This window comes from Leptolyngbya sp. GB1-A1 (genome assembly GCF_039962475.1).
Taxonomy (GTDB): domain Bacteria; phylum Cyanobacteriota; class Cyanobacteriia; order Elainellales; family Elainellaceae; genus Leptolyngbya_A.
On the sequence record NZ_JAMPLI010000015.1, the window covers coordinates 23,362 to 39,656 of the forward strand.

14 protein-coding genes are annotated in these 16,295 nt (G+C 49.7%); 8 read left to right on the top strand and 6 right to left on the bottom strand.

Annotated elements, in window-relative coordinates:
• Window positions 1-293: 293 nt before the first annotated feature.
• A complete protein-coding gene (locus tag NDI45_RS15665; RefSeq protein ID WP_206755058.1) occupies window positions 294-443 on the bottom strand; it encodes a hypothetical protein in 150 nt (49 codons plus the stop codon).
• Window positions 444-608: 165 nt separating this feature from the next.
• Here NDI45_RS15665 and NDI45_RS15670 point away from each other — a divergent pair, with 165 nt between their 5' ends.
• Window positions 609-1,946 carry a TIGR03279 family radical SAM protein gene (locus NDI45_RS15670; protein ID WP_190791434.1) on the top strand — a complete coding sequence of 446 codons (1,338 nt, stop codon included), beginning with the start codon at window positions 609-611 and terminating at the stop codon, window positions 1,944-1,946.
• Window positions 1,947-2,003: 57 nt separating this feature from the next.
• Here the strand turns inward: NDI45_RS15670 and NDI45_RS15675 are convergent, their stop codons facing one another.
• Window positions 2,004-3,242, bottom strand: a complete 1,239-nt coding sequence (locus tag NDI45_RS15675; protein WP_348247878.1) for a PrsW family glutamic-type intramembrane protease — start codon at window positions 3,240-3,242, stop codon at window positions 2,004-2,006.
• Between the two features lie 266 nt (window positions 3,243-3,508).
• Here NDI45_RS15675 and NDI45_RS15680 point away from each other — a divergent pair, with 266 nt between their 5' ends.
• The gene (locus NDI45_RS15680) at window positions 3,509-3,853 is read left to right on the top strand and encodes a hypothetical protein (RefSeq protein WP_190791436.1); all 345 of its coding nucleotides are present in this window, start codon (window positions 3,509-3,511) and stop codon (window positions 3,851-3,853) included.
• A gap of 92 nt (window positions 3,854-3,945) precedes the next feature.
• Here the strand turns inward: NDI45_RS15680 and NDI45_RS15685 are convergent, their stop codons facing one another.
• A complete protein-coding gene (locus tag NDI45_RS15685; RefSeq protein ID WP_190791437.1) occupies window positions 3,946-4,596 on the bottom strand; it encodes a transglutaminase family protein in 651 nt (216 codons plus the stop codon).
• Between the two features lie 472 nt (window positions 4,597-5,068).
• Here NDI45_RS15685 and NDI45_RS15690 point away from each other — a divergent pair, with 472 nt between their 5' ends.
• Window positions 5,069-5,875 (top strand): glutathione S-transferase family protein, encoded by an 807-nt coding sequence (locus NDI45_RS15690; protein WP_190791438.1) that lies wholly within the window; start codon window positions 5,069-5,071, stop codon window positions 5,873-5,875.
• A 460-nt stretch (window positions 5,876-6,335) separates the two neighbouring features.
• Window positions 6,336-7,043, top strand: coding sequence for a class I SAM-dependent methyltransferase (locus tag NDI45_RS15695; RefSeq protein WP_190791439.1), 708 nt, complete (start codon window positions 6,336-6,338; stop codon window positions 7,041-7,043).
• A gap of 202 nt (window positions 7,044-7,245) precedes the next feature.
• On the opposite strand, the gene speB is transcribed toward NDI45_RS15695, so the two are convergent.
• The 3 genes from speB to NDI45_RS15710 all read right to left on the bottom strand — a co-directional run bounded on the left by speB (window position 7,246) and on the right by NDI45_RS15710 (window position 10,144).
• On the bottom strand, window positions 7,246-8,304 hold the full coding sequence (gene speB / locus NDI45_RS15700; RefSeq protein ID WP_348247879.1) for an agmatinase: 1,059 nt from the start codon (window positions 8,302-8,304) through the stop codon (window positions 7,246-7,248).
• A gap of 51 nt (window positions 8,305-8,355) precedes the next feature.
• Entirely contained in the window at window positions 8,356-9,165 is an 810-nt protein-coding gene (locus NDI45_RS15705; protein WP_190790564.1) for a creatininase, read from the bottom strand.
• Window positions 9,166-9,664: 499 nt separating this feature from the next.
• On the bottom strand, window positions 9,665-10,144 hold the full coding sequence (locus NDI45_RS15710; protein WP_190790563.1) for an Lrp/AsnC family transcriptional regulator: 480 nt from the start codon (window positions 10,142-10,144) through the stop codon (window positions 9,665-9,667).
• A gap of 460 nt (window positions 10,145-10,604) precedes the next feature.
• Between NDI45_RS15710 and NDI45_RS15715 the strand changes: the two genes are divergently transcribed.
• From NDI45_RS15715 to NDI45_RS15730, 4 genes are all read left to right on the top strand, one after another.
• Window positions 10,605-12,140, top strand: a complete 1,536-nt coding sequence (locus NDI45_RS15715; protein ID WP_348247880.1) for an amidohydrolase — start codon at window positions 10,605-10,607, stop codon at window positions 12,138-12,140.
• 5 nt (window positions 12,141-12,145) lie between these two features.
• Window positions 12,146-13,702, top strand: a complete 1,557-nt coding sequence (locus NDI45_RS15720) for an amidohydrolase family protein (RefSeq protein ID WP_348247881.1) — start codon at window positions 12,146-12,148, stop codon at window positions 13,700-13,702.
• Between the two features lie 70 nt (window positions 13,703-13,772).
• On the top strand, window positions 13,773-14,978 hold the full coding sequence (locus tag NDI45_RS15725; RefSeq protein ID WP_348247882.1) for an extracellular solute-binding protein: 1,206 nt from the start codon (window positions 13,773-13,775) through the stop codon (window positions 14,976-14,978).
• A 79-nt stretch (window positions 14,979-15,057) separates the two neighbouring features.
• Window positions 15,058-16,275 carry an ABC transporter ATP-binding protein gene (locus NDI45_RS15730; protein ID WP_348247883.1) on the top strand — a complete coding sequence of 406 codons (1,218 nt, stop codon included), beginning with the start codon at window positions 15,058-15,060 and terminating at the stop codon, window positions 16,273-16,275.
• Window positions 16,276-16,295 lie beyond the last annotated feature (20 nt).

Sequence of the window (16,295 nt, forward strand, 5' to 3'; positions counted from 1 at the left end):
GACGAACCGGGAGGCTTTAAAGTATTGAAGCAAAGCCTCTTATTTTGCTGTGAACTTGCTACAGGCAGTGAAAGAGCGGAGACAGACTGGCATTTTTCCGTTTTTAATCTGTCAAATTCCTTAAATTTGACAAAAATCAGGTCAATTAGCACTCAAAGCGTGACGCTAGTAATTGACTCACGGCATTTTTTTAGCTCGGATGTTGCCTTACTCAACAAGCAAGAAAGCATTTGAGCTTGTAGATGTTTCTCACCGTCGTTTTAACTAGGTTTGTAATGCCTGTCCCTACTCAATTAAGCAGCGGCTAGATTCGCGATCGGTAGAATTTTTTGGTGCAAGGTTGGGGCGATCGCAATCAACCGCAGAGATTGACGATGATTGATGGCCTCGGCAAAAAGTTTAATTTTCAGCATGGCATCGGCGTCGCATGGAAGCTGCTGCACTCAGCAACTGATTCAATTCGGGCTGCCCAGAAGCCTCTTTCGCTCTAACCAGAACGCTACTATGAAATAGAGGTCGGAAAAGGTTTGATTGAGGGATTTTGAGTCGATCTAGAACCGAATCTGACGGCTGCTTATTTTTGCTGCTGGTGTAATTTCATAAGATCCATGAGTGAGTCTACGCTGCGTCCTGCTTTGATTACCCGCGTTCTGCCGGAATCGATCGCCGCCGAGGTTGGTTTTGAGCCGGGCGACCGACTGGTGGCAATTAACGGACAGCCGCCGCGCGATTTGATTGATTATCAGTTTCTCTGCGCAGATGAGGTGCTGGAGCTAGAAGTACTGGATGCCAAAGGCAAAGCTCACATCGTTGAGATCGAAAAGGACTATGACGACGATCTGGGACTGGAGTTTGAGTCAGCGCTGTTTGATGGGCTAATTCAGTGTAACAATCGCTGTCCCTTTTGCTTTATTGACCAGCAACCTCCCGGCAAGCGGCAAAGCCTGTATCTGAAAGACGACGACTATCGCCTCAGCTTTCTGTACGGCAGCTATCTGACGCTGACTAATTTGACTTCAAAAGAATGGGATCGGATTGCTCAGATGCGCCTTTCGCCCCTGTTTGTCTCGGTTCATGCCACGGAGCCAGAAGTACGAACCCGACTGCTCAAGAATCCGCGTGCCGGACAATTGCTCGATCAGCTTCGCTGGTTTCAGCAGCATCGGCTGCAAATTCATGCTCAGGTGGTGGTTTGTCCGGGCATCAACGACGGCATGCATCTAGAGCGAACTTTGCACGATCTGGCGCAGTTTCACAAAGGCGAGATTCCCACTGTGGCATCGGCGGCGATCGTCCCCGTTGGCTTAACTCGCTTTCGTCCTGCCGAAGATGAACTTGTGCCCGTCACACCGGAAAAAGCGCGAGAAGTGATTGCTCAGGTACAGCCCTTACAGGCAAAATTCCGTCAGCAGATAGGAACCACCTTTGCCTGGTTAGCCGACGAGTGGTTTTTGATTGGACGCGAGGAACTGCCGCCAGAATCGCATTACGAAGATTACCCGCAGTTAGGGAATGGCGTGGGTTCAATCCAGCAATTTCTAAAGCAGTTTCAGACCGCTGCCAGAAAGCTTCCGCCCCGTGTGCCTACGCCACGCCGCTACACTTGGATTGTGGGAAATGCAGTGGAGTTTGCCTTCCAGCCGATCGTCCAGCGATTGAATCAGGTGGAAGGACTGACGATTGATCTGGTTGCCTTGAATAGCCAGTATTGGGGACAGCAGATCAGCGTGACAGGGCTGATTACCGGACAGGACATTTTAACCGCGCTGCGCGGACGCGACCTCGGGGACGGAATTCTGCTGCCTGCGGTGATGCTGAAGCACGATGACGAGCGCTTTCTGGATGACCTGACCGTGAGCGAACTTTCTCAGGCGTTAAATGTGCCGATCTTGAAGGTGGGGGCGATCGAAGAATTGCTGGTGGTTTGTACGCAAGAGCAGGGTTAGATCAGGTTAGAGGAGTCTCAGGGGTTCTACATTTAGTTTCTACTCTACATTTAGTTTCTACAAGGAGTGGCGCTGCGATCGGGCCTGCTCAATTTGTTCAAGATACTGCATGATTTGGGAACTGCGATCGAGGTAGGCGACAAACAGCAGAATGCTAAAACCTACGACTCCTAAACCGGGCAGTCCGCCGGAAACCGCATTATAAAGTCCGTGCAAAACGGCGGCGATCGTCAAACCCAGTAACAGTAGGGCGGCTCGGCGACTGGGATAACGAGCTGACAGCCCAATAAAATAGCCCACGATGCCCGTCAGCACGGCATGAAAGAGCGGCAGCGACCCAAAGCGAATCGAATGGGTTGCCAGATACATTCCCAGATCAATCTGTCCCCGCGTTAAGCCGATCGCATACTGCACGGCATAGGCTCCACTTTCAGCAACGGCAAACCCCAAGCCAGACATCGCCCCATAAAAAGCGATCGTGGGCGGCTCAGGGAGCCTGCGAGCGTGCAGCAGCGGCAAAAGCAACGGAATTGCCTTGCAAGCTTCCTCTAAAATCCCCACCCCTAGCACAAACCCGATCAAACGACCCGGCAGCCCCTGTTCTGTTACCCCATAGAGCAAGCTAAACGGCGGAATCCGCTGCACTAGCAGCAGCACGGGAATACTAATAAACACCGTGAATAGAACACACCCGATCGCATAACCCCAGGAAACCCGGCTCGGCTTGATCAGGTGGTAGAACACTAGACCCCAGACGATCGCATAATAAATTGCCGTGAGCCAAGCGGTTTGGGCAAGGCTTACCTGTTTCGCTAGCAGATTGATCATCAACGGCACAAGCCCCAAAAACAGCAACAGCCGTACGATCGCACTTTGATATCGCTCTGGGCGCAACACCTCCCGATAGGGAAACAGAACCGTGAAGGAAAGATTTTTGGGGGGCAGTCTGGGTTCCTCAACGCTGGCAGAAACGGGAACGAGTGCCCTGCTCTGAGACTCGGATGGAATAGGAGAAAACTCAGCAATCCAGGTCGGACGATCGTTTCCAGCAAGCTGACAGTAAACTTTAATCTGCTGAAGATGGGGCAAATCTAGCTCGCGAATCTGCTGCTTGACCAGTTCGACAAATGCCTGCTGTTCCAGAGGGCGATCGGCAATGAGCAAAATCTTGAGCAGGCTTGCTCTGGTCAGCACTTTGGCAGTGACTCCGCGTGGCTGAAGGGTCTGGTTTAACCAGAGGGCGATCGCCTGAGGATTTCCCTGTTGTGCGAGGGCGCGGAGGTCAGGCTGCGTCATGCGGGATGCGTAGCAGGGTCAAGTGGTGAGGCATGGGTTAAACCGGGCTGAATTTAAGACTTTCTTCAGAAGGCTTGATTTAGAAGACTTGATTTAGAAGATAAACACTGCATCGGTTGAATTTTTGTAAAAAATAGAGTGAAAGATTGAGATTGAAGATTGACATTTAAAAATGTATCTGAAGAACTAGAAAAACTAAATTTAGCTTTGTTAGAATCACTCAACAATAAAAACAACTTACATCATCTCAAGCAACAGAGGCTCGTATGGAATACACATTCGAGATTATTGGTGTATCTCCAGTTTTATACTTTTTTAATCATCAGCTTCAGAGCCAGGAGAACAGAATTGATCTAACAGAACGCGCAGCTTATTTCGGCTCCTATCACTGTACGCTAGACGCTTTTTTAGAATCTGTCGAATCTCTGCCAATGCGCCAAAACTGGAACCTCGATCGGGTGGTGGACACAGTCGTTCAGTTCTGGCTGAACAACGCAGAGCAGGTCAATCGCTGGAAAAAACGACTCGCCGAGGCAGGCAGTGAAAATTTGCTCGTCGGACGGCTGGCAGATCTGGAGGCGTTGCGATCGGAGTTTGAGTCATTGCTGTAGCTGGATTTCATTCTTGATAAATTCAGCGCTTACAGCCTTGTTCAGGCGATTGAAGTGCAAAAAATGGGGCGCAGCCCCTGAACCCCCGTACCTTATAAGAGTGAAAAACGCTGTAATTCAGCATTTAATCCATAGCGGTTTGCATCTTGCAGGGGAACGTCGGGAAGCTGTTTCAGCAGTGCATTCCAGGTTTTGTGGGACTGCAAAGCGTTGACCACGATCGGGAGCGGCTCTGGCAGAATTGCCGGAAAATCTGCTTCTTCAGGAAGCCGAATTTTGTATGCCAATCTTTCTTGGGGTGGCGTAAATTGGGCATTAATCCCCGATCGATTGCCTCTGGCATCAACCCGATACCACCCGGATTCGGGCAGATAAACCGCATTAAAGCCGTGCAGGCTGTAGGGAGCACCCTGATCATTCACACTCAGTCGCTGATAGCAAAACCCTGCTGGAATGCCGTTTGCCCGTAGCAGTGCGGCTAAGAGATGGCTTTTCGCATAGCAGTATCCTGTTCGATGCCGAAGCACCTCTGAAGCGCGACAGGTCACAGGATTAAGCTGATAGTCATAGCTATGATGGATTTCGTCTCGCACCCACTCAAAACAGCCTTCTGCAATGCGGAGCAGTTTTCCTTCTGGAGCGATCGATTCGTTCATCGGTACGGCTGCAATTTTCCTGGCAAGTGCCAGAACCTCTGGATGCTGGTGATCAATCACTTCGCTCGCTTGCAGATAGGCTTTCATTGCTTAGGGATAAAATAATCCCGATTGTCGCACAAACCCGATGTTTTTCTACAAAGCTCGCTTGATTACCGTACGAGAATTTGACCGAAAATAGGGTGAGAAAAGCGACCGTCCAGAATAGGTTGTCCCTGAACCGATCGCCCTACAAGGTGTCTTCTGTTTCGTAAACTGGCGTTTACAGAGTTCATTGTTCCCGGACTGGCTAAATGAATCACAAAAAATGCAGAGGTGCCTTGCTGTATGCGGCGGGAAGGGTACAAAAATCTCAGTTAAACGCAAAATTGATTGTTTATTTTATGACGAGAATTGTGCTGCCTTTCCGCTGCATTTTCGTCTTGTATTGTTGCTTTGCATCCTATCAAGTTCGCTTGAATTCCTCCTCAGCGGCACAAAAATTATGCAGAACGGGTCGCCTGAATCCTGAAGAAACTTGCTAAGTTAAAAGCGACAGTCAATCAACAAGGAGACGACCATGCTGGAGCTTTACCAGTTTGAGCTATCCCATTACTGTGAAAAAGTGCGGCTAATTCTGGACTACAAGGGCTTAGCCTATCGCAAGATCGAGATCACCCCAGGAATTGGGCAGCTTGACATTTTTCGGATGTCGGGGCAGCGGCAGGTTCCTGTCCTCAAGGATGGCAACGAGGTGATTGCTGACTCTACAGAAATCGCGTTTTACCTCGATCGCAAATATCCCGAACGCCCGCTGATTCCGACCGAGCCGCAGCGGCGATCGCAGTGTTTGATTTTAGAACAGTGGGCAGACGATTCGGTGGGCATCAATGCTCGAAAACTGCTGATTAGCGCAGTCGGTCAGGATTCGACCTTTTTGACCTCGGCTCTGCCGTCTGGAACCCCCGGATTTTTGAGAAATTTAGTTCAGTCTGTGCCGCGTGAGGCGATCGATCTGGTAGGGTTTGGGGCAGGAGCTAGCCCTGATGCAATCAAGTCTGCCCGCAAAGAAATGCACCGCAGCTTGGAATCCCTGAGCGAGATGCTGCGCGATCAGCCTTATTTGCTAGGCGATCAGCCGACGCTGGCAGATTTTGCAGTTGCAGCCATGACCATGTACGTGAAGTTTCCGATCGGGTCGTATCTGGAACTGCCTGCCGCCATTAAAGGCAAAGGAACGATCGAGCTAATCAACGATCCGCTGCTCAAGCCTTTTTGGGACTGGCGCGATCGGCTTTATGCAGATTTTCGCAAAGCTCCGCTCACGGCAACGGCAGGGGCAACTAGCGGTTCCTCATCGGGTCCCACCTCGATCAACATTGATTGATCTGAATCGATTCAATTGAATTCATTCGATTGAATGGATTGACCCTGATTGAACTTCATTGATTAAAGTGACCTGGTGTAAACACAAAAACTGCCCTTATTCTTCCGCCCTTCCCCGCCCTGCTCCAATCAGTGACTTTGTGTATTTGCATTCGGCAACGCCGGATTTAAACCAAAAGGATTTGAATCGGATTGAGGACAAATAACCAATAAAACCACGAGATCTATCCTCAATCCCTGTCCTCATTGATGCTTTGGTATTCAAAGGAGCCGCTTTTGCAGATCAACGGTTGGGAGGAAAGGGGCAGTTTCCCCATTATCGGGCTGCTCACCGGGAGTCAGGAGATCGGGGCTAGATGATCTTGAATGAGAAACCCCAGATCAGCCCACATTGAACCAAAAGAAATTCAAAGTCCCTCGCCCTTGCCGGAAATGGGACGATTTACGACTCGGTGAAACCGATGCCCACTTTTCCTGCCTGGTATTTTGATGAATCCACTATGGCTGGCATCGACTTTGAGGATGCTGCACAGGTTGCAGTGTACGATCGCAATCAAACATCGAGCACACCCGAAAAGGAACAGGCTTTAGTAACCCGATTAGGAATTGCTGCGGAACATACGGTTATTGATTTAGGTGCGGGCACAGGAAATTTTGCCATTCAAGCTGCGCTGACGGGAGCTTCTGTCCACGCGATCGATATCTCACAGGCGATGCTCACCAATGCTCAAAACAAAGCACAAAAAGCAGGCGTAACTACGCTCAAGTTTCATCAGGCAGGCTTTCTAAGCTATGAGCATCAAGACCAATTCGTCGATTTCGTCGTCACTAAAAATGCACTGCACATTCTCCCCGATTTTTGGAAGATGGCAGCTTTCCTGAGAATTGCGGCGATGTTAAAGCCGAACGGCGTGTTTTATCTGCGAGATGTCATCTTCTCCTTTCCAGCCGCAGACTACGAAGCATCAATCAATGATTGGATTAAACAGGTTGCTAAACCCGCTGGAGAAGGGTGGACAGCCAAAGATTTTGAGATGCACGTACGGGAAGAACACAGCACTTATGGATGGATTATCGAGGCAATGCTAACGCGAGCAGGTTTTGAGATTGTTGAAGCGAATTACAACACACCAACTAATGCGGAATATTTCTGCATTAAAACCATTTAGGCGATCGCCCAAAGTTGGAAGTTCCTGGGGACTATTGTTAGAGCAAAGCTTGATTTGTAAGGGTCAAGAGATGCCCTTGCTCAACTGCTTGTTTCACTTCAAAACCAAGTAAGCGAATGATACCCGCTCCCGCGATCGCTGCATTCTTTAATACACCACCCTATCTTTAATTAAATGGCTTCAAATAACCTCTGCAATTCATTCACTCGTTCAATAAAACGTTCTCGTCGCTCTGGTAGGAACTTGAGAGCGAATTATTCTGACTTGATTGAGGATTGAGTTTTGGACTGAGTTTTGGACTGAGTTTTGGACTGAGTGCCAGCAGGTTTATCAGTTCGTAAGCCACTGTGGCAGCGGCAAGCGAGGTAATCTCTGCATGGTCGTATGCAGGTGCAACCTCTACAACGTCCGCAGCAATGACCGAAAGACCCGCCAGTCCGCGTAGCACGCCCAATAATTCGCGACTGGTCATTCCTGCAACTTCAGGCGTGCCCGTGCCCGGTGCATGAGCCGGATCGAGCACATCAATATCAATGGATAAATACAAAGGACGATCGCCGACCCGTTCCCGAATTCGCTCGACAACTCCAGTGATGCCGATCGTTTCAAACTCATCACAGTGAACAATTTTGAATCCCAGTTCACTATCTTTGTTCAAATCATTGCGGCTATAGAGCGGACCCCGAATGCCAACATGGATTGAGGCATCGTCTAAAAATAAGCCTGCTTCAGCCGCACGGCGAAATGGGGTTCCGTGCGTGTAGGGCGCACCAAAGTAGGTGTCCCAGGTATCGAGATGGGCATCGAAGTGAACGAGTGCAACGGGTCCGTAACGTTGATTAATTGCCTTCAGCAGCGGATAGGCGATCGTATGATCTCCCCCTAAACTTACAATCGCCCCACACTGTGCTAGAAGTTCGGTCGCAGCCGCTTCAATCTGTTCGATCGCCTGATTAATATGATATGGATTACAGGCAATATCTCCGGCATCGGCAACCTGCTGCACGATAAACGGCTCCACGTTATAGGCAGGATGATACTGCGTCCGCAGATTTCGCGACGCTTGACGGATTGCCTGCGGTCCAAATCGCGCCCCTGGACGAAAACTCGTCCCCGCATCAAAAGGAATACCGACGATCGCGACATCGCAGTGGTTCACATCGCGCAGTTCGGGCAATCGAGCAAAGGTAGAGGCACCCGCATAACGGGGAAGAACCGTGCCGCTAATCGGCTGAATCGGAACGATATCAGGATTCTGCATGAAGAAAAGGCAATCGAGAATAAAGTGAGAAAATCAGCGCGGATAAATCGTTTAGCGAAGCGCAGCCATTCCGTTCGATGCAGCTAAGGCTGAACTCAATTGAAACTCCCGTTGAACGGCGGCTGCAATGGTTCGGGTGAGATGGTCTGCCATCAGTGCCCCTTTTTCAGCAGTGGCAGCTTTGGCAGAAGAGAGAACGCCCGATGCAGGAACCCACTCTGGACGCTGAGGGTAGACGTCATAGGCTGGAAATTCCACAGGGGGAACGTCAGGAATGAGGTCGAGTCTGACGAGTTTCGGATGATAGTGCGCCATCAGTGAAGTTTCCATCACAGCAGCATGTTCCAGCGCAAAGCCAGGAAAACCGTCTGGAAAGACTTGAGCCAAAATGTTCTCGGTCAGAAACTCCCAATACTCGACGCGCATCACCCGCAGTTTTGATGCACTGCCCATATCGCGCACGGCAAGTTCAATTCCTTCGGTGAGAAACCACTGATTTTCGTAGTGACCGTTCAGGACAACAATTTGATCTGCCCCCTGTCGCGCCAGTTCGCGCACGACATCTCGAATCATTTGGATCAGACTGTTGCCATCCAAACTGGTCGTTCCTGGAAAGTGCTGTCCTCCGCCCGACTTAGGCTGCGACTTGTAGCCATAGCTGACGGTTGGCGCAACAATACCGCTGATTTGCTCTGCCACGCTTTGCGCGATCGCGGTGCTAAGCAATGCATCTGTACCGAGCGGTAAGTGAGGACCATGCTGTTCCAGGGCACCGCAGGGAATCAGGACGATCGCATTTCCATCCTGAAGCCGCTGCTGGTACTCAACCCAACTCAATGAACCCATCATTAGTGGATGCATAGAAGACTCGCTTTCTTTCAAGAATTCTGTTGAGCAGCAAATCACGATCGCTGAAAGTATTGATTCTTCGCGTCTTTTTTCGCGTCTATTACAGAGCCAAAGTGCAGGTTAACGATTTTAATCTAACTGGCTCTACCTAACTAACTCTGCCTAACTAGCTCTGCCTTTTAACAAGCGATCTTGCAAGACCTGCGTTTTCTGCTGCCTTGGAGTTCAGAATAAATGCACTGAAGCCGCAGTTGATGTAGCTCTCAATACAAAATCGGAGTTTATCTTACTAAATCCACAATTCATTTTGCTTCTTCATCAATGAAAAAATACTTCTGCATTTTCAGATGAAGAATTTAGCAAAAACATATTGCTTTAGTTACGAATACCTTAGCAGAAGAAAAAGATGCTGCCACAAATCAAGCTTTCCTGACTTTTAGATAGACAGGTTGTCCAAAACGTTATGCAGTAGGCAATTGAGCAATTTTGAGAAGGCAAAGTAACATTTACGCTAGCTCATTACATATTTGTACTCAGCTTTTAGTAGCTTCATCACGACCTGCGACTCATAGCGAATCACGCCTGGAATTTCGTGAAGCTTTGCATAAAAATTGAGCAGCTCATCGTGCGTTCCAAAGAAAACATCAACCACGATATTGTGATGACCCGCAGTAACCGCAACGAATTGAACTTCGTCGATTTCAACCAGTGCGGCTGCAACTGCATCAATCTTGCCGTTTTCCACAAAGAGTTGAACAATCATGACGCGAGGTGTACCCAGATGCTCTGGATTTGGCGTAGCGTGAATCTTGACGATCTTGGACTGCAAGAGTCGCTGCACCCGATAGCGGGCAGTTGCTTCCGGCAAATTCAGCCGTTTAGAAACTTCAGCAAAAGACATGCGCCCATCGGTTTTAAGCAGCCCGATAATCGCGCGATCGAGATCGTCGAGGGCGATCGATGCTGGAGGAACGGAATTGGTTGGAGTCATGGCCTTTGAAAAACACAACTTTCGATGTATTAATTACCAAAATAGCAACTCTAGTTCAGGGAGTTACGGTTGTATTATAAATAACTTTTTTGAGTTGCTCCTTTCTTTACAGTGAGGCTAAGACAATTAAGATTTTAGTGATTCGTTAAATTCTTAGCAGTTTTTTCAATTCAAACTTCAGCCTCGATCGCTCAGCTGCCGCTCAATTTGCAGCAGGAGTTCCATTTTCCCTGCGACAAAATGTCGATTGCTTACCGAAAATGGCTGAAACAGCTTGGTCTTCAGTTTGGCACTTGCTAATGCAGCAATGCGGTTTCATTCCAAATCTCACTTCCACCTGATTCTTCTTCAGCATCTATGGATTGATTCATCTTTTCTCTCAAGTGCATCATGAACCGTATTCTTCGACGATTAAACCATTTGCTTCGATTCTGTGTTCTCCTTCGTAAGGATCAGGATAATGGAAAATACTGTTTTAATTAAAAATGCGACCGTTCTTCCCTTCACGCGACAAGCGAACGGTTCCCTGAACTTAGAGCCTCAGATTGCTGATGTGTTGATCGAGGGCGATCGCATTGCTCAGGTTGCTCCTGCCATTGAATCTGCGCCGCCGTCCGCCTCAGTGATTGATGCAGCAAATCACCTTTTGATTCCTGGCTTTGTCAATGCTCATGCTCACTCAATGGAAATTTTGGAGAAGGGTAACCATGAAGCATCGCCCCTGGAGCTATGGATGCTTTATACCTACCCGCCATTGCAATCCCAGCACCTTGATGCGCGTTTGTGCTACCTCCGCACGCTAATCGGTGCAATGGAGATGGTGAAATATGGGGGAACCACAATTCAGGATGATTTGCTGGAGCTGCCCTATGTTACGCCAGAAATTTTTGATGCGGTTGCCCAAGCCTATGTTGATGTCGGGATGCGAGTCAGTCTCTCGCTCCACACAATCAACCAACCGCTGCACCACACTGTTCCTTATTTGAGCGACTTCCTGCCCGCCGACGTGAAGCAGGATCTAGAAGCGGCTCAGGGACTTTCTGATGATGCGTGGGTTGATTTGTTTCGTCAGGTTTACCAAAAATGGCAGGGCTATCGAGGATTGGTGACAACTGTTTTGGCTCCTTCTGCATCGCAGCGCGTCACGCCTGATTTGATGCACCGGATTGCTACCCTATCTGAAGAATACGATGTGCCCATTCACACGCATCTGCTGGAAACCAAAACCCAGGCAATTACCGGACCAGAACTGTATGGAGAATCAGTCGTTGCCTATGCAAAGCGACACGGCATTTTGACGCATCGAACGGCGATCGCCCACGGAGTCTGGCTATCCACACAAGACATTGAACTGATTGCAGAAGCCGGAGCAACGGTGATTCACAACGTGGTCAGCAATCATCGCCTGTGCAGTGGCATTGCACCAATTCGAGAATTAATGGATGCGGGAGTCAACATTGCGCTGGGATCAGACGGCATGAGTTCCAATGATTCCTTTAATCTATTTGATGTAATTAAAGCCGCAGGGCTGGTGCATTCGGCGATGGATACTTCCTACGATCGCTACCCGAAAGCCGCAGATATATTGAAATGGGCAACCTATGGAGGAGCCAGATCTGCCCTGCTGCACAACGAGATTGGGGCGATCGCACCGGGAATGAAAGCCGATCTGGTTCTCTACGATCTCAATACCCTCAGTTTCACTCCCCGTTATCAACTACCGATTCACCTGGTGTATGCCGAGAATGGCAGTTCGATTCGCAAAGTCTTTATCAATGGTCAATTAGTGGTTGATCAGGGACGGGTGTTAACGGTCAACGAAGCCGATATCGTGGCAGAGTTGCAGGATCGTTTGCCCGAATACGCCGTTCATCGTAAGCAGATTTTGCAGCAGGCAGAGCGGATTCGTCCTGCTGTTGAAAAAATGCTGTCAACCGCTGTTAGCCAGTCTTTATCCATTCATCGTTTTAGTCGTCCCCTGCACTATGTTTCGTAGGCACTATGTTTCGTAAACTCATTCGTCGCGCAACTGTTCTTCCCTTTGTTCAACAACCGGATGGCAGTTTGGATTTATCGCCTTGCTGTGTGGATCTGCTCATTGAAGGCGATCGTATTATCCAAATTGCCCCAGAGCTAGACGTTACTGCCGATCAAATTGTCGATGCGACTGATCTCTTGTTAATTCCTGGCTTTGTGGATGCTCACACCCATACGACCGTAGGAGTTTTAGAAAAGTGTGGCTATGAAGCATTGCCTTTAGAGCAGTGGATGCTGTATCTGCCCCCTAACGAGCGACTAAACCCCCGCCTGCATTACCTCTGCACAATGGTCGCAGCCCTGGAAGCGGTGAAGCATGGCACAACCACAATGCAAGACGACATCTACGCATTGCCCTATACTCCCCCCGAAATGTTTGGGGCAGTGGCACAGGCATACGTTGATTTAGGGGTGCGGGCAAGTTTATCGGTTCACGCCATCAATAAGCCGCTTCACGAAACGGTTCCTTATCTGGCTGACCACCTGAGCGATGAGCAGAAGCAAAGCTTTATTTCAGTAAGTACCTGTACTCCAGCCGAGTGGGAATCCGTCTTCCGGCAACTCTACCGAGACTGGCACAGACAGGCAGACCTGATTACCACCGTCCTGGCTCCCTCCGCATCGCAGCGAGTTACCCCTGAACTGATGCATCAGATTGCCGCCCTGTCAGAAGAATTCAACGTGCCCATTCACACGCACCTGCTGGAAACCCGAATGCAGGCAGTGACCGGCGCAGAATTTTACGGAGAATCAGTCGTTGCCTATGCAAAACGACACGGGATTTTGACGCACCGAACAACGATCGCGCACGGAGTCTGGCTATCGCAGGCGGATATTGATTTAGTGGCAGAAGCCGGAGCAACGGTGGTTCATAACGTCGTCAGTAATCATCGTTTGTGCAGTGGAATTGCGCCAATTCGCGAGTTGATGGCAGCCGGAGTCAATCTTGCGCTGGGGACTGATGGCATGGACAGCTTTAACCTGTTTGATGTAATCAAAATGGCGGGCTTAGTACATTCTGCAACCGATGGCGATCGCAAGTTTTATCCCAGGGCAGCTGATGTGCTCAAATGGGCAACCAGGGGCGGCGCGAGATCCACACTGCTGCAAGACCAGATCGGGGCGATCGCGCCGGGAATGAAAGCCGATTTTGTGCTGTATGACCTCAACTCCCTGACCTTTACCCCGCGCAATCAACTTCCCATTCATCTGGTGTATTCGGAGCGGGGGCGATCGATTCGTCAGGTTTATGTAAACGGACAACTGATTGTGAAAGATGGACAGGTTTTGACGGTCAATGAGTCCGACCTTTTGGCAGAACTGGGAGAGCATCTGGCAGCCTATCGCAGCTATCGCGACCAGTGGCATCAACAAAGCCAAACGCTGCGTCCGATGATGGATACGGCATTTCAAAAAATGCTGAGTCAGCCATTACCGATTCAGCGATTGAATACGGCCTATTGCGATCGAAGTCCTTCGCCTGCAAATGTTGCCGAAGTGATTTTACCCCTATCTTCCTGAGCCCTAGAAAACACCGCAAGTTGTTCAACAAGTTTTGTTCGATTTCATCCTTCCTCTCATTAGCACTGCTATGAACTACAGAAACTCGGATTCTTCTAACGCCTCTTTTTTGCAGTCGATTACGCGCCGTAAGTTTATCCAGCATGCGTCTCTGGCAACGCTCACCGCAGCAACCACCAAGCTAACAAGCTGTGCGAACGCTCAGGAACAAGCTTCGACAGGAGCCAGCCCTGCTGCGTCGGGTGGCGGCGGCACGCTTCGGATTTTGTCCTGGGCAGGCTATGACGAGCCGGAGATTATTGGGAAGTTCGAGCAGGACAATAACGTCAAGGTTGAGTTCAAAACCTATGTGGGTGGCGAACAAATGCTTCAGTTCTTTAATCAGTCTCCGCCCGGCACATTTGATGGCATTATCTCCGATGGGGAATATGTCACCAAACTCATGCAGCTAGGCGCGATCGATTCCCTTAACCCGGCTGATTTTCCCGATCTGCAAAACTTTACGGCTGGCTATCAAAAATTTCCTGGCTTCTTTCTGGAAGATCAAATGATGGCAGTGGGAACTCGCTTTGGCAACTATGGCATTGCCTACAACACCAAATATATTCAGCCCGAAGAAGTCACTAGCTGGAATTTTCTCACCAACCCGAAACTAAAGGGTAAGGTTGCCTTTTTTGACTGGTATCTTCCCAACATGGGCAACGCCAGTCTTGCACTCTTTCCCGACAACCCAAATCCTTATGCGTTGACAGAGCAGCAGCTGCAGCAGGTGAAGGACTGGCTGATTAAAGTCAAACCGAACGTGGCGCTGATTACGCCTAATATTCAAGACATTACCAATGCCTTTATCAACGAAAGCGTAATTGCAGGCCCCGTGGGAGATTGGTTGATTCAGAATGCGATCGCAGACGGCAAAACAAACTTTGCGGCAGTCGTTCCCCAAGAAGGATCGATTCGCTGGAGCGAAGGCGCAACGCTCTGCTCTGCAAGCAAAAATAAGGAACTCGCACTGAAGTGGGTACAGTACATGACGCTGCCCGAAACTCAAGCCAAGCTAGCAAACGCGAAAGCCTACAAGGGCATAGCACCGAACCTGAAAGCCCCTCAGTTTATGAGCGATGCGGAGAAGCAACTGCTGGGGTACGTTCCAGATAAAGCTAATCCTAACAAGACGCTTGTGGAGGTGCAACTAGAGCGCACCCGTGCCCGTCAGCTGCCCGTCAATCAGCCCGAAAAGGTTTGGCAAGACCTCTACAACGAATTTAAGACCAGCTAGTGGAGAGCAAGCTTGCTCAAGCGACGGGTTGATGTCTGATTTCTCCCCAATTCCCTCATCCGATCAAATCTTTATTCCTATGAACCATTCTTCTGCGACCGGGCTGCAATCGAACCCATCTGCGAGGGCAAACCTTGACTCATCGGTAACGGAGAGCGCAACGGCTTCGACTGCTCACGATTTAGAGATTTGCGGAGTCTCGAAGCAGTTTGGCTCGCTCAAGGTGCTGGAGAACATCGATTTGAGGGTCAAGGCAGGGGAGTTCATTGCGATTATGGGTCCGAGTGGGTGCGGGAAAACAACACTCCTGCGAATCATTGCCGGGCTGGAAGGAATGACATCGGGTGAGATTCGACTTCAGGAGAAAGACATTACCGCTCTTTCGGTGCACCGGCGCAATACACCAATGGTTTGGCAGTGCTTTGCTTTGTTTCCCCACCTTAACGTGCAGCAAAACATTGCCTTTGGGCTGACGTTGATGACTCATCGCAAAGCAGAGGTCAAGCGCAAAGTGCGAGAAATTGCTGCAATGATGCACCTGGAGCCGTTGCTCGATCGCCGGATTAGCCAATTAAGCGGCGGGCAAAAACAGCGCGTGGCGATCGCCCGTGCCCTGATCACCGAACCCAAAATTCTGCTGCTCGATGAACCAATGAGTGCCCTCGACCCCCATCTACGGGTGCGGATGCAGGGTGAACTAAAGCGGCTCCAGCAGTCGTTGGGCATTTCGTTTATCTATGTCACTCACAATCAGAACGAAGCGTTTTCGATGGCAGATCGCGTCGTGGTGATGAATGGGGGCAGGATTGAACAGGTGGGAACGCCTGCGGAAATTTACAGCCGTCCAGCAACCCACTTTGTTGCCGAGTTTGTAGGAAACAACAATCTGTTTGACGGTGAGGTGATCAGTGTCAGTCCAGACCGGGTAACGGTTCGCTGTCCGCAAGGCACGATGCAAGCACTCTGGCGTGAGCAGCCGCATCAGGTGGGCGAGGCTTCGCCGTTCCCCCTTCAGGGTAAACGGGTGACGATCGTGGTTCCCGCTGAACGGGTTGCGCTCGCTTCCACAGAGGGTTCAGTGGAAAACAGACTAGAAAACAAAATTGATGCGACACTGCGAGGCTTTGAATTTATGGGATCGCAGGTGATCTATTTTTTGGAAACCGACACGGGCTACGAAGTGCGAATGATTCGTCAAGAAGCCCTCGATCACACTCTGGCAGTTCCGATTAATTCCAGATTGCAACTCGTCTGGAAAACTCAGGACACCGTTTTACTAGGCGAACGGATTCAGTGAGGAAATAGTGAGGAAATGAC

Bases quoted from the DNA above. Each gene is read 5' to 3' on its own strand.
- NDI45_RS15730 (WP_348247883.1), top strand. From the start codon at position 15,058: ATGAACCATTCTTCTGCGACCGGGCTGCAATCGAACCCATCTGCGAGG.
- NDI45_RS15690 (WP_190791438.1), top strand. From the start codon at position 5,069: ATGCTGGAGCTTTACCAGTTTGAGCTATCCCATTACTGTGAAAAAGTG.
- NDI45_RS15705 (WP_190790564.1), bottom strand. From the start codon at position 9,165: ATGCATCCACTAATGATGGGTTCATTGAGTTGGGTTGAGTACCAGCAG.
- NDI45_RS15685 (WP_190791437.1), bottom strand. From the start codon at position 4,596: ATGAAAGCCTATCTGCAAGCGAGCGAAGTGATTGATCACCAGCATCCA.
- speB (WP_348247879.1), bottom strand. From the start codon at position 8,304: ATGCAGAATCCTGATATCGTTCCGATTCAGCCGATTAGCGGCACGGTT.
- NDI45_RS15725 (WP_348247882.1), top strand. From the start codon at position 13,773: ATGAACTACAGAAACTCGGATTCTTCTAACGCCTCTTTTTTGCAGTCG.
- NDI45_RS15670 (WP_190791434.1), top strand. From the start codon at position 609: ATGAGTGAGTCTACGCTGCGTCCTGCTTTGATTACCCGCGTTCTGCCG.
- NDI45_RS15675 (WP_348247878.1), bottom strand. From the start codon at position 3,242: ATGACGCAGCCTGACCTCCGCGCCCTCGCACAACAGGGAAATCCTCAG.
- NDI45_RS15715 (WP_348247880.1), top strand. From the start codon at position 10,605: ATGGAAAATACTGTTTTAATTAAAAATGCGACCGTTCTTCCCTTCACG.
- NDI45_RS15720 (WP_348247881.1), top strand. From the start codon at position 12,146: ATGTTTCGTAAACTCATTCGTCGCGCAACTGTTCTTCCCTTTGTTCAA.
- NDI45_RS15680 (WP_190791436.1), top strand. From the start codon at position 3,509: ATGGAATACACATTCGAGATTATTGGTGTATCTCCAGTTTTATACTTT.
- NDI45_RS15710 (WP_190790563.1), bottom strand. From the start codon at position 10,144: ATGACTCCAACCAATTCCGTTCCTCCAGCATCGATCGCCCTCGACGAT.
- NDI45_RS15695 (WP_190791439.1), top strand. From the start codon at position 6,336: ATGCCCACTTTTCCTGCCTGGTATTTTGATGAATCCACTATGGCTGGC.